This is a genomic window from Streptomyces sp. NPDC047085 (assembly GCF_040643735.1).
Lineage (GTDB): Bacteria > Actinomycetota > Actinomycetes > Streptomycetales > Streptomycetaceae > Streptomyces.
Genome location: NZ_JBEYUW010000004.1, coordinates 112966 through 125794 on the forward strand (window position 1 = coordinate 112966; position 12829 = coordinate 125794).

The following is a 12829-nucleotide window of genomic DNA, read 5'->3' on the forward strand; positions in this document are numbered from 1 at the left end:
CACCTTGCTATCGAGCGGTCGCCCCTCGGGACACCTCGGCTTGCGGCCCCCGGGACGCATCGCCAGCCGCGATGGCATTCAATCACTTACCGGCAGGCGTGCACGACGCCTTGGCTCCATTGTCCGTCAAGCCAGTGACACACTCGGTGCCGATGGCCAAGAATCACCGATCCGATCGATCCCCGGCTGACCCGGCATCGCGCCCGTCTCCGGGCACGGTCCTGGACCGGCTCGCCTCCGGGCCGAGCCGGTCTGCGCGCATCACTCATACGGAGCACTTGCCCCCGCGCGCGGGTCGCCATGCCGTCTGGCCTGACCGGATTCGCTCGGAAGTGATCGCGGCCGTGCAGACGTGCGGCATCGAGCACCCCTGGGCCCACCAGGCGCTGGCCGCCGAGCACGCCCTGGACGGCGACTCGGTGGTCGTCGCCACCGGCACCGCCTCCGGCAAGTCCCTCGCCTACCTCGTCCCCGTCCTCTCCGCCCTCCTGGACGGCTCCGAGGCCCCCAACGGCCGCGGCGCCACCGCCCTGTACCTGTCCCCCACGAAGGCGCTCGCGGCGGACCAGTGCCGGTCGGTGAAGGAACTTTCACAACCCCTCGGCACGGCGGTCCGCCCGGCGGTCTACGACGGCGACACGCCCTTCGAGGAACGCGAGTGGATCCGCCAGTACGCCAACTACGTCCTCACCAACCCCGACATGCTGCACCGCGGCATACTGCCCTCCCACCCCCGCTGGTCCTCCTTCCTGAAGTCGCTCAAGTACGTCGTCGTCGACGAGTGCCACACCTACCGGGGCGTCTTCGGCTCGCACGTCGCCCAGGTGCTGCGCCGGCTGCGCCGGCTGTGCGCGCGCTACGGCGCCTCGCCCGTCTTCCTGCTGGCCTCAGCGACCGCCGCCGAGCCCGCCGTCGCCGCCCGCAGGCTGACCGGCCTGCCGGTGGTCGAGGTCGCCGACGACGCCTCCCCGCGCGGCGAACTCGTCTTCGCCCTGTGGGAGCCCCCGCTCACCGAGCTGCACGGCGAGAAGGGCGCACCCGTACGGCGTACCGCCACCGCCGAGACGGCCGACCTGCTCACCGACCTCACCGTCCAGGGCGTCCGCTCGGTCGCCTTCGTCCGCTCCCGGCGCGGCGCCGAGCTGATCTCGGTCATCGCGCAGGAGCGGCTGACCGAGGTCGACCGCTCCCTCGCCGGGCGTGTCGCGGCCTACCGCGGCGGCTACCTCCCCGAGGAGCGCCGCGCCCTGGAACGCGCCCTGCACTCCGGCGAGCTCCTCGGCCTCGCCGCCACGACGGCCCTGGAGCTGGGCGTGGACGTCTCGGGCCTGGACGCGGTGGTGATCGCCGGCTACCCGGGCACGCGCGCGTCCCTGTGGCAGCAGGCGGGCCGCGCGGGCCGCTCCGGGCAGGGCGCCCTGGCGGTCCTGGTCGCCCGCGACGACCCCCTGGACACCTTCCTCGTCCATCATCCCGAGGCCCTGTTCGACCAACCGGTGGAATCCACCGTCCTCGACCCCGACAACCCCTATGTCCTCGCCCCGCACCTGTGCGCCGCCGCCGCGGAGATTCCGCTGACCGAGGAGGACCTGGAGCTCTTCGGCCCCGCCTGCGCGGAACTGCTGCCGCAGCTGGAGGCCGCGAAGCTGCTGCGCCGCCGGACGAAGGCCTGGCACTGGACGCGCCGGGAACGGGCCGCCGACCTGACCGACATCCGTGGCTCGGGCGGGTCGCCGGTGCAGGTCGTGGAGGCCGGCACGGGGCGCCTGCTCGGCACGGTCGACGCGGCCGCCGCGCACTCCACCGTCCACGAGGGCGCGGTCCACCTGCACCAGGGCCGCACCTACCTGGTGCGCTCCTTCGACCTGGAGGCCTCGGTGGCCCTGGTCGAGCAGGCCGACCCGCCGTACTCGACGGTCGCCCGCGACACCACGTCGATCTCCATCCTGGAGACGGACACCGAGATCCCCTGGGGCTCCGGCCGCCTCTGCTACGGCTCGGTCGAGGTCACCAACCAGGTGGTCTCCTTCCTCCGCAGACGTCTGATCACCGGTGAAGTACTGGGCGAGACGAAACTCGACCTCCCTCCTCGTACGCTCCGCACGCGCGCGGTGTGGTGGACGGTCACCGAGGACCAGCTCGACGAGGCCCGGATCAGCCCGGAGATCCTCGGCGGCTCCCTGCACGCCGCCGAGCACGCCTCCATCGGCATGCTGCCCCTCTTCGCGACCTGCGACCGCTGGGACATCGGCGGAGTCTCCATTCCCCTCCACCCCGACACCCTCCTCCCGACGGTCTTCGTCTACGACGGCCATCCCGGCGGAGCGGGCTTCGCCGAGCGCGCCTTCCACACGGCCCGCGCCTGGCTCGCCGCCACCCGCGAGGCCATCGCCTCCTGCGAGTGCGAGGCCGGCTGCCCCTCCTGCATCCAGTCCCCCAAGTGCGGCAACGGCAACGACCCACTGCACAAGAGAGGGGCGGTACGGCTCCTCACAGTGCTGCTGCGGGAGGCGCCGGAGGAGAAGCCGGGGGAGGCGGAGGAGGCAGTGGAGGCGGCAGAGGAGAAGCCAGGGGAGGAGTGAGGCGGGCGGCCGGCGGTGGGCCGAGCCTGGAAGGAGTCGGCTCCTCCCGGGCGCCCAGCCGCTGAGGCCGCTATGGCCGCGCCGATGGTGACGGCGGTGGCACCGGGCCCGCCGGGCCCGCTCTCGCCCTGACCTCCGCCATGAACGGTCCCCGTCCCGATCCCGCGGTCACGTCCGACACCTCCCCCGCGATCGCACACCGCACCAGCCGCGCCCCCTGCGCCGCCGCCACCCGCTCCGCCCGGGCACAGGCCCCCGCGCTGCCCTCGTCCCAGTGGTCCGCCGCCGCGAGCGCCGCGAGGTCCGCGGCACCGGCCGCCCGGTGCCGGACGACGACGGCGTGTCCGAGGGCGAGCACCGCGCCGAACACCGCGCACAGCACGGCGATGGCCCCGAGGCTCCAGATGGTGGCGGACCCTCGGTCGGAGGGCCGCCTCGGGCGGATGTGCCGCCCGAGGCCGTCACGCCGACGGCCGGTCAGGCACCAGCGCCTCATGGCCCCGCCTCCTCGACCGCCGCGGCTCCCTCCGCCGCCCCCGGGGCCCCCTCCCCCGTCCCCACGGCGTCCTCGGCCGCGGCCACAGCCTCCTCCCGCACCTCGAACGGCAGCCCGGTCAGCACCGGCGGCTTGGCCACCACCGTCACCCGGACCTGGTCCTCCTCACGGGTGACGGTCACCCGTGCCCCTCGCGGTGCCGCCTCACGGGTCACCCGTACGACCGCGTCGGCCGGGTCCTGCCGGGCGGCGGCCCGGGCGCCCGTGCGAGCGGCGTCCACGCACTGGATCTGGGCGGCCACCGCGAGCAGCCCCCAGACCAGCGCCATGGTGAACGCCACCAGCACGGACAGCACCATGGCCGCCTCGGCGGTCACGAACCCCCGGTCCGCCCCTCGCTCACATCCGCGCACTGAGGGCTCGCTTCACGATGGCCTGCAACTCCGCCTTGACCTGGCCACTGGTGACGACCTCGTAGAGCAGCAACGCGAAGCCGACCGCGGCGACGATCCCCATCGCGTACTCGGAGGTCACCATTCCCGCGTCCCTGCGACACCGCTCCCGCAGGAACGCCCACACCTTGCCTGCCTTCTCGCGCATCTCAAGCTCCTTTCGTTCCAACCCTGTTGTCACTGCTGTCATCAGTCCCGTGTCGCCGTCGGTCCTGTCGCCCCGTCAGCCCCCACCCCCTCCCACCACGCCTCCCGCAAGGCCGATCACCACGGGCAGCACACCGACCGCGATGAAGGCGGGCAGGAAGCACAGCCCCACCGGCGCGGAGATCATCACGGCCGCCCGACGGGCCCGGGTCGTGGCGGCCCGCGCCCGCTCCGCGCGCGCGTCGGAGGCGAGCCGGGCGACGGGGCCGGCCGCGGGGAGTCCGGACTCGTCGGCCCGTTCCAGCAGCCGGGCCAGTGCTCCGGCGCCGGGCAGCGCGGTCAACCGCCGCCAGGCGTCCGCCGGTTCTCCGCCCAGCCGTACCTCCGCCGCGCCCCGCGCCAGCGCGTCCCCGACGGGCCCGCCGAGGGCCTCCCCCACCGCCTGCGCGGCGACGACCGGCCCGGCACCGGCCGCGATGCAGGCGGCCAGCAGCTCGGCGGCGAGCGGGAGTTGGCGGGCCGCTCCGGCGGTGTCGACCTCCTCCACGGGACGCGCCGCCGCCTGACGCCGACGCCACTGCCACAGCCCTGCCGCCGCACCGAGCCCCAAGAGAACGCCGATGACCCCGCCGACCAGCACCCACGCCCCGCACACCACCCCGGCCGCCGGCAGCCACTGCCGCACCGCGCCCGCGACCTCGAAGGACGGCCTCGACGCGACCATCTCCAAGGCCAGCAGTTCGGCCACCCGACGCCGTGCCCGGCGCCGCCGCCTCGCCAGATCCAGCCGCCAGGCCGTCCAGCCCAGGGCCGACACCACGGCAACGGTCATCCCCAGCCTGTGGACGACATCCCCGCTCATACCGCCTCCGCTCCCCGTACGATCCGCGCCGACCACCACATCCCGGCCCCCTCGAACACGGCTCCGACCACAAGGCAGCCCAGTCCGGCCCCGCTGTGCAGCAGCACCCGCAGCGGGTCGGCGCCCATGGCCGAACCGAGGAGCAGCCCGAGGGCGGGCAGGGCGGCCAGGAGCAGCGCCGTGGCCCGAGCACCGGACAACTGGGCGCGCAGATCGGCACGCTGGTCCCGCTCGGCACGCAGGGCGCCGTCCAGCCGGTCCAGCCCGTCGGCGAGCCCGGCGCCCTGGTCCACGGCCACCCGCCAGCAGGCGGCGAGCCCCAGCAGCCCCTCGGCGCCCGGTTGCCGCGCCGCCATGGCGAGCGCCCCCGGCACGTCCCCGCCGAACCGTGCTGCGGCGACCACGGCCCCCTGCGCCTCCCCCAGCCCGCCCGAGTCCCGCGCGGCCCGCAGCAGTGCCTCTCCGGGCTGCCGCCCCGCGCGCACCTCACCGGCGAGCGCCCCGCACAGGGCGATGACCGCGTCCGCCCGGCGCTCCCGGGCACTCCTGGCCTGCCGGGCGAGCCGCATCCGGCGCAGCAGCGGCACCCCGGCCGCCCCCGCGGCGACCGGAATCACCGACGCACCCAGCAGCCCGAGCAACAGCCCGGCCGCGAGCGACCACCACTCGGCTCCCAACCGGCCGCGCATCCGCCGCAGTTCCTCCAGCACCTGCTCCCATGAGGGCGGTCCGGTCGCCACCACTCCGCCGCCCGCGAGCAGCAGCCGCGCCCGCCGCACTCCGCAGCGCCGCCCGCCCAGCAGCCAGACCGCAGCCCCGAGGCACGCCATCGCCGCGGCCAACGCGGTCTCACCCATCACTTCCGTCACGCCTCCCACTCCTCCCGCTCCTCTCACCCCTCGCGTCCCTGGCGTCACATGAGTCGCACGTGTCCCACCGGCAGGCGTCGAGCCCACAGCCCTCACACCCCTCGCCGCTCACATCGCGCGAGTCCCTTGCGTCGCGCACATCACCCGCATCGCCCTCGAACTCACCGCGCAGCAGCCCTCTCAGCCGCTCCCATCCGCGTTCGCGGGCGAAGGCCCGCTCGCCCCACCGCAGCGCCGGAACCGTCCGCACCAGCCCGGAGGCGTCCCGCTCCAGCACATGCACCTCGGCGATCCGGCGCCGCCCGGACCGGTCCCGTACCAGGTGGAGCACCACGGACAGCGCGGCCGCCAACTGGCTGTGCAGCGCTGCCCGGTCGAGCCCGGCCGCGGTGCCCAGCGCCTCCAGGCGGGCGGGTACGTCGGCGGCCGCGTTGGCGTGCACGGTGCCGCACCCGCCTTCGTGGCCGGTGTTGAGCGCGGCCAGCAGATGCACCACCTCGGGGCCGCGCACCTCCCCGACGACCAGCCGGTCCGGCCGCATCCGCAGTGCCTGCCGGACGAGGTCCTCCAGGGTGACCAGGCCGGCGCCCTCCTGGTTCGCGGGCCGGGTCTCCAGCCGTACGACGTGCGGGTGTTCCGGTCTCAGCTCCGCCGAGTCCTCGGCGAGGACGATCCGCTCACCGGGTCCGACCAGGCCGAGCAACGCGCTGAGCAGAGTGGTCTTGCCGCTACCCGTACCTCCGCTGACGAGGAAGGACAGCCGGGCCGCCACCAGCGCCCGAAGGATCCGCTCCCCGCCGGGCGGCACGGTGCCCGCCTCGACCAGTTCGTCGAGGGTGAAAGCCCGGGGCCGTACCACGCGCAGGGACAGACAGGTGGAGCCGACGGCCACCGGGGGCAGCACCGCGTGCAGCCGGGTCCCGTCGGGCAGGCGGGCGTCCGCCCAGGGCCGCGCGTCGTCCAGCCGGCGTCCGGCGACGGCGGCCAGGCGCTGCGCGAGGCGCCGTACGGCCGCGGCGTCGGGGAAGGTCACCGGAGTCAGTTCCAGGCCGCCGCCGCGGTCCACCCACACCCGGTCCGGCGCGGACACGAGGACGTCGGTGACGCTCGGGTCGGCGAGCAGCGGCTCCAGGGGGCCGGTGCCGACGAGTTCGGACCGCAGGCGTTCGGCCGCGCCGAGGACCTCGGCGTCACCCAGCACCCGGCCCTGTTCGCGCAGCGCCTGTGCCACGCGCGCGGGGGTGGGTTCGGCGCCGCTCTCGGCCAGCCGGCGCCGGACACCGTCGAGCAGGGCCGCGCCGTCGGCGCGGTCGAGTCCGGGGAGTGTCATCGCGCGCCTCCCGCCTCGATGAGCGCCTGCTCCCAGAAGGTGGTGCAGAACCTGGCCAGCGGGCCGCGTCCGCTCGCGCCGGGCGGTTTCGCCGTACCGCGCGGGCGCAGCAGCGCCGGTTCGTCGGGGATCTCGCCGACCAGGGGCAGGCCGAGCAGCCGGGCCACCTCGCTCTCGTCCAGCCCTGGCGCGTAGGGCCCGCGCACCGCCACCCGCAGGTCGCGCACGACCATGCCGACGGCGGACGCCACCCGGCCGGCCGCAGCCACCGCGCGCAGTTCGGCCGGGACGACGAGCAGGGCCAGGTCGAGCTGGGCGAGGGCTTCGGCGACCCCGTCGTCCAGGCGACGTGGCAGGTCGACGACGACGCTGCCGCCGCGCCGCCGGGCGGCGGCGAGTACCGCGCGGACGGCCTGGGACGGGATGGCGACGCAGTCGCCGCGGTCCCAGCTGAGCACCCGCAGCGCGTGCAGTTCGGGCAGCGACTCCTCCAGTGCGCCGCCGCCGACCCGGCCGCGCGAGGCGGCGAAGGCGGGCCAGCGCAGCCCCTCGGCGCTCTCGCCGCCGAGGAGTACGTCGAGTCCGCCGCCGAGCGGATCGGCGTCCACGAGGAGCGTGCGCAGTCCCTCACGCGCGGAGGTGACGGCGAGCGCGCAGGCGAGCGTGGACGCACCGGCCCCGCCCCGGCCGCCGATGACCCCCACGGTGAGGGCGGGGCGGCCGACGCCCTCCGCGACATCGGCGATGCGGTCGACCAGCCACTGCTCGCCGTCGGGCAGCATCAGGACGTGGTCGGCGCCGATCTGGACGGCCCTCTTCCACACCCCGGAGTCGTCCTGGTCGCGGCCGACCAGCACCACTCCGCGTCGGCGGGCGGCCCCGCGCACCCGGCGGGCCGCGTCGTCGCCGACCAGGACGAGCGGGGCCGCTTCCCAGCCGCCGCCGTGTGCCGGCACGCCGTGATGGACCTCGGGTGTGGCGCCCGCCGCCGCGCACAGGCGCAGCAGATCGTCGAGGAGCTCGGCGTCCTCGGTGACGATGAGCGGCCGTCCGGGACGGCCCCCAGCGGCCGGTGGCGGGTCGTGGGTGACGATTCCGGTCACGTGTGCTCCCCCTTCGCTGCTTCTTCCGCGCAGCCCCTGGGGCCCCGCGATTCCCAAAGATGTGAAGAACCGGCAACCGGCCTCCATATGAGCGGCCGGCACAAACCGGCCATAGGCGCCCGGCAATCGGAACCGGCCATGAACTCGCCGTGGCCGAGCGCACTGGAATCACGGTGCAGCGAACCCGGAAATCTTGTTGATCTTGGTCGAAAACTGTGGACAACTCAGCCGCTGTGAATATCGCCGTCACCCATACCGGTGACCCCTGCACTGGACGTGTACGACTTCCGCAGAGCAGCGATCTGATTACCGTCAGTAGCAGGTCATGGGCATGACGAAAGTGCGGCCGCTGCCGCTCGTAGCCGGCCGTCGGCCGAGTGAAGGGAGAAGAAAACCCGCCTGGACATGCGACGACCCCCGCCGGGGGGGAGAGCGGGGGTCGTCCCCACGGCCGACTCGGGGGGGGAGGAGTCGGACCGGGTTAGCACGGTCGCGAACGATCCGTGACTTCCATGGTGTACCCGAGAGCCCTCTCAGGCAAACCCACGCGCCCCACCTTACGCCGAATGGTGGGCGCCTATGCTCAGGGGCGTGGAAAACCACTCCTTGCCCCGCGCAGCGGCCTTCTTTGACCTGGACAAGACGGTCATTGCGAAGTCCAGCACGCTCACCTTCAGCAAGTCCTTCTACCAAGGCGGGCTGATCAACCGCAGGGCCGCGCTGCGTACCGCATATGCCCAGTTCGTCTTCCTGGTCGGCGGCATGGACCACGACCAGATGGAGCGCATGCGCGAGTACCTGTCCGCGCTGTGCCGCGGATGGAACGTGCAGCAGGTGAAGGAGATCGTCGCCGAGACCCTGCACGACCTGATCGACCCGATCATCTACGACGAGGCCGCCTCCCTCATCGAGGAGCACCACACGGCGGGCCGCGACGTCGTGATCGTGTCCACCTCGGGCGCCGAGGTGGTGGAGCCGGTCGGCGAGCTCCTCGGCGCGGACCGGGTGGTCGCCACACGCATGGTCGTCGGCGACGACGGCTGCTTCACCGGCGAGGTGGAGTACTACGCCTACGGCCCGACCAAGGCCGAGGCGATCCGGGAGCTGGCCGCGTCCGAGGGGTACGACCTGGAACGCAGCTACGCCTACAGCGACTCGGCGACCGACCTGCCGATGCTCCAGGCCGTCGGGTACCCGCACGCCGTGAACCCCGACCGCGCACTGCGCCGCGAGGCACTCGCCCGCGGATGGCCGGTGCTGGAGTTCCGCCGGCCGGTCCCGCTCAAGCAGCGCCTGCCCGCGCTCTCCGTGCCGCCCCGCCCGGCGCTCGTCGCGGTGGCGGCGATAGGAGCGGCGGCGGCCACGGCCGGCCTGGTCTGGTACGCCAGCCGGCGCCGCAACGCGACCATCTGACCGATTCACCCCTGTTTCAGGCTGAAAGTAAAGAAGTACGGGCAGGGGTTCCGCTTGCTCCTGGCGTGCAGTAGAAAGGATTCAGCGGCCCGCGAGACCAAAAGGACATCCGAGAGGATCACCTTCCACTACGCACTTGGCCCACGGACCCCGCATGAACACTGGGCACCCACGCGACGTCGACCCGTCGATTACGGGCCTGCCGCACCAGGTGACGGGCAAAGTACCCGACCTGATGGGCAACATATCGAGGACGCTTGGTAACTCGGTGAGCATGCCAGCGGCGGTACGAGAACTCGTACCGCCGCAACTCTTGTCCGGGGCGTTTGCGTCCGGGGCGTTTTCTCAGGCGGCTCCGCGCTGCAGCGCCTCGCACACGGCCGTCGACTCGCGCGCACCCAGCTCGACCGCCTTCCCGCAGTGGGCGATCCAGGCGGCCATGCCCTCGGGAGTGCCGGAGACGTACCCGTCCAGCGCGGCGAGATAGGCGGCGCGGCCCAGTTCGGCGTAGCCCACCTCGGCCGGGCAGATCGCCTTGGGGTCGAGGCCGCTGCCGATCAGGACGATCCGCTCGGCCGTGCGCGCGACCAGGCCGTTGTACGAGGTGAAGGGGCGCAGCGCGAGCAGCTCGCCGTGCACCACGGCCGCCGTGACCAGCGCCGGCGCCGAGCTGCCCGCGATGATCAGCTCCGCCAGTCCGTCCAGCCGACCGGACATCTCCTTGGCTTCCGGCAGCGGCAGCTCGACCAACGGCTCGTCGACCGGCTCGCCCGTGTGCCGCGGCCGGCCGACCTCGTCGCTGTTGTCCGCGGCGGCCACCAGGTGCAGCCGGGCCAGCACCCTGAGGGGCGACTGCCGCCAGATGGACAGCAGCTGGCCGGCCTCGGCGGTCAGCCGGAGGGCCGCGCCCATCACGCGCGCCTCGGCGTCGGCACCGAAGTCGGTACGCCTGCGCACCTCCTCCAGAGCCCAGTCGGCGCCGGACAGCGCCGCCGAGCCGCGGGCGCCGCGCAGCGCGGCCTCCGAGGTGATCTCGTTGCTGCGGCGCCGCATGATCCGGTGCCCGTAGACCCGGTCCACGGCCTTGCGCACGGACTCGACGGAATCGGTCACACCGGGCAGTGAACCCAGGGCCGCGAGCGGATCGGCGGCCGCGCCTGTCGTACTCATGAGTACGACAGTACGCACCCATCCGCCCCACCCCACGAAGGAGTGGTCTTCTTCACTCCTTCTGCCACATACGGCTATCGGCTGACTACGCTTCGTGAACATGAAAATTGCTTTCGTCGGGAAGGGCGGCAGCGGCAAGACCACGCTCTCCTCCCTCTTCATCCGCCATCTCGCGTCCGTCGGCGCACCGGTGGTCGCCATCGACGCGGACATCAACCAGCACCTGGGCCCCGCGCTCGGCCTGGACGAGGCGGAGGCGGCCGCCCTGCCCGCCATGGGCGACCGGCTGACGCTGATCAAGGACCACCTGCGCGGCTCCAACCCGCGCATCGCCTCGGCCGCGACGATGATCAAGACGACCCCGCCCGGCGAGGGCTCGCGGCTGGTGCGGGTGCGGGAGCCCAACGCGGTGTACGACGCCTGTGCGCGGCCGGTGGAACTCGACGGCGGCGCCGTCCGTTTGATGGTCACCGGCCCCTTCACGGACGCCGACCTGGGGGTCGCCTGCTACCACTCCAAGACGGGAGCGGTGGAGCTGTTCCTGAACCACCTCGTCGACGGCCCCGACGAGTACGTCGTGGTCGACATGACCGCGGGTTCGGACTCCTTCGCCTCCGGCATGTTCACCCGCTTCGACGTGACGTTCCTCGTCGCCGAGCCGACCCGGAAGGGGGTCTCCGTCTACCGTCAGTACAAGGAGTACGCCCGCGACTTCGGCATCACCCTGAAGGTCGTCGGCAACAAGGTCCAGGGGCAGGACGACATCGACTTCCTCCGCGCGGAGGTCGGCGACGACCTGCTCGTGACGGTCGGGCACTCGGACTGGGTGCGCGCCATGGAGAAGGGCCGCCCGCCCCGGTTCGACCTCCTGGAGGAGACCAGCGTCCGTGCCCTGGAGGCTCTTCGGGCCGCCGCCGACGCGACGTACGAGCAGCGCGACTGGGAGCGCTACACGCGGCAGATGGTGCACTTCCATCTCAAGAACGCCGAGTCGTGGGGCAACGAGCGCACCGGGGTCGACCTGGCGGCGCAGGTCGACCCCGGGTTCGTGCTCGGCGAGAGCGTGGCGACCCCTGTGTGAGACCTACTGCTTGACGGCCGGCGCCCCGGGCACCCCCTTCGGCGCCGGTGCCGGACGGCCGGACAGAAGCGACGCCCAGCCCTGCCGCGGCGCCTCGCCCACGTTCAGGGTGCGCAGCTTCGCCAGCGTCTGCGGATCCTGGGCGTCCAGCCAGTCGACGAGCTGGTGGAAGGAGACGCAGCGCACCTCGGGCTTGTTGCACACCTCCTTCACCACCTCGTCGACGGCCCGCATGTACGTGCCGCCGTTCCAGGACTCGAAGTGGTTGCCGATGACCAGCGGTGCGCGGTTGCCGTCGTAGGCGCGGTAGAAGCCCTTGAGCAGGCCGTCGCGCATCTGGTCGCCCCAGTAGTCGAACTTGTCGGGGTCGCCCTGGGTCTGGGTCCCGGACTGGTTGACCATGAAGTTGTAGTCCATGGTCAACTGTTCATAGGTGTGCCCGGGGAAGGGGACCAGCTGCATCGACAGGTCCCACAGGCCGTTCTTCTTCTTGGGCCAGACCTGGTCGTTGACGCCGCTGGAGTCGTAGCGGAAGCCCAGGTCGCGGGCCGCCTTCGTGAAGTTCTTCTGCCCTTCCAGGCAGGGGGTACGGGCGCCGATGAGTTCCTTGTCGTAGTCGAAGGGCAGCGGTGCCGCCTTGGTCATGCCGGTGTTGGTCTTCCAGGACCGCACGAACTGCTTGGCCTGGGCGATCTCGTCCTTCCACTCGTCCACCGACCACTCGCCGACCCCGCCGTCGGGGCCGCAGAAGTGGCCGTTGAAGTGGGTGCCGATCTCGTTGCCCTCAAGCCAGGCCAGCCGGACCTGCTTGACGGTGTCGGCGATGCCCTGCTCGTCGTTGAAGCCGATGTCGGACCGGCCCGGCGAGTGCTGAGGCGGCCTGTACAGGTCGCGCTTCTCCTCGGGCAGCATGTACACGCCGCTGAGGAAGAACGTCATCGTCGCGTTGTTCTCCTTGGCGACCTTGCGGAAGTGCGAGAACAGCTTCTGGCTGTCCTCGCCCGCGCCGTCCCAGGAGAACACCACGAACTGCGGGGGCTTTTCACCGGGCTTCAGCCGCTCGGGGCTGGGCAGGTGCGGTTGTGCGCCGGTGAACGCGGTGGAGCCGTCGCCGATCAGACGGACCACGCTCTGCGGGGCCGGCATCCCCTTCTGCGGGCCGGACGAACCTTCCTTCGAGCCGTTGGAGCCGGTCGCACAGCCGACGAGCGACGCGGCACAGGCCGCGGCGACCGTGACGCCGACGGCGAGCCTCTGGGTGGCGGCCATATTCCGCCCACCTTCTTCCTTCTCTCGGGCGACCGCCGACGCTCAGGCGGACGCT

General features: G+C 72.9%; 12 protein-coding genes. 3 read left to right on the forward strand and 9 right to left on the reverse strand.

Annotation, left to right across the window (positions count from 1 at the left end):
- Positions 1-71 precede the first annotated feature (71 nt).
- Positions 72-2582, forward strand: coding sequence for a DEAD/DEAH box helicase (locus ABZ865_RS16020; protein WP_361230031.1), 2511 nt, complete (start codon positions 72-74; stop codon positions 2580-2582).
- 70 nt (positions 2583-2652) lie between these two features.
- On the opposite strand, the gene ABZ865_RS16025 is transcribed toward ABZ865_RS16020, so the two are convergent.
- From ABZ865_RS16025 to ssd, 7 genes are all read right to left on the reverse strand, one after another.
- Entirely contained in the window at positions 2653-3078 is a 426-nt protein-coding gene (locus ABZ865_RS16025; RefSeq protein ID WP_361230034.1) for an Rv3654c family TadE-like protein, read from the reverse strand.
- Positions 3075-3491, reverse strand: coding sequence for a TadE family type IV pilus minor pilin (locus ABZ865_RS16030; RefSeq protein WP_361230037.1), 417 nt, complete (start codon positions 3489-3491; stop codon positions 3075-3077). The genes ABZ865_RS16025 and ABZ865_RS16030 overlap by 4 nt, the downstream gene beginning before the upstream one ends.
- The gene (locus ABZ865_RS16035; RefSeq protein ID WP_361230040.1) at positions 3478-3678 is read right to left on the reverse strand and encodes a DUF4244 domain-containing protein; all 201 of its coding nucleotides are present in this window, start codon (positions 3676-3678) and stop codon (positions 3478-3480) included. Before ABZ865_RS16035 ends, ABZ865_RS16030 begins: the two co-directional genes overlap by 14 nt.
- A gap of 75 nt (positions 3679-3753) precedes the next feature.
- Entirely contained in the window at positions 3754-4539 is a 786-nt protein-coding gene (locus tag ABZ865_RS16040; RefSeq protein ID WP_361230043.1) for a type II secretion system F family protein, read from the reverse strand.
- A complete protein-coding gene (locus tag ABZ865_RS16045) occupies positions 4536-5396 on the reverse strand; it encodes a type II secretion system F family protein (protein ID WP_361231174.1) in 861 nt (286 codons plus the stop codon). The genes ABZ865_RS16040 and ABZ865_RS16045 overlap by 4 nt, the downstream gene beginning before the upstream one ends.
- Entirely contained in the window at positions 5389-6738 is a 1350-nt protein-coding gene (locus tag ABZ865_RS16050) for a TadA family conjugal transfer-associated ATPase (RefSeq protein ID WP_361230046.1), read from the reverse strand. The genes ABZ865_RS16045 and ABZ865_RS16050 overlap by 8 nt, the downstream gene beginning before the upstream one ends.
- Positions 6735-7841, reverse strand: coding sequence for a septum site-determining protein Ssd (gene ssd, locus ABZ865_RS16055; protein WP_361230049.1), 1107 nt, complete (start codon positions 7839-7841; stop codon positions 6735-6737). The genes ABZ865_RS16050 and ssd overlap by 4 nt, the downstream gene beginning before the upstream one ends.
- Positions 7842-8420: 579 nt before the next feature.
- On the opposite strand from ssd, the gene ABZ865_RS16060 reads away from it, so the two are divergent.
- Positions 8421-9254 (forward strand): HAD-IB family hydrolase, encoded by an 834-nt coding sequence (locus ABZ865_RS16060; protein WP_361230052.1) that lies wholly within the window; start codon positions 8421-8423, stop codon positions 9252-9254.
- Positions 9255-9599: 345 nt separating this feature from the next.
- Here the strand turns inward: ABZ865_RS16060 and ABZ865_RS16065 are convergent, their stop codons facing one another.
- The gene (locus ABZ865_RS16065) at positions 9600-10424 is read right to left on the reverse strand and encodes an oxidoreductase (protein ID WP_361230055.1); all 825 of its coding nucleotides are present in this window, start codon (positions 10422-10424) and stop codon (positions 9600-9602) included.
- Positions 10425-10524: 100 nt separating this feature from the next.
- Here ABZ865_RS16065 and ABZ865_RS16070 point away from each other — a divergent pair, with 100 nt between their 5' ends.
- The gene (locus ABZ865_RS16070; RefSeq protein WP_361230058.1) at positions 10525-11505 is read left to right on the forward strand and encodes an ATP-binding protein; all 981 of its coding nucleotides are present in this window, start codon (positions 10525-10527) and stop codon (positions 11503-11505) included.
- A gap of 3 nt (positions 11506-11508) precedes the next feature.
- Here the strand turns inward: ABZ865_RS16070 and ABZ865_RS16075 are convergent, their stop codons facing one another.
- The gene (locus tag ABZ865_RS16075) at positions 11509-12774 is read right to left on the reverse strand and encodes a hypothetical protein (protein ID WP_361230061.1); all 1266 of its coding nucleotides are present in this window, start codon (positions 12772-12774) and stop codon (positions 11509-11511) included.
- Between the last annotated feature and the right edge of the window lie 55 nt (positions 12775-12829).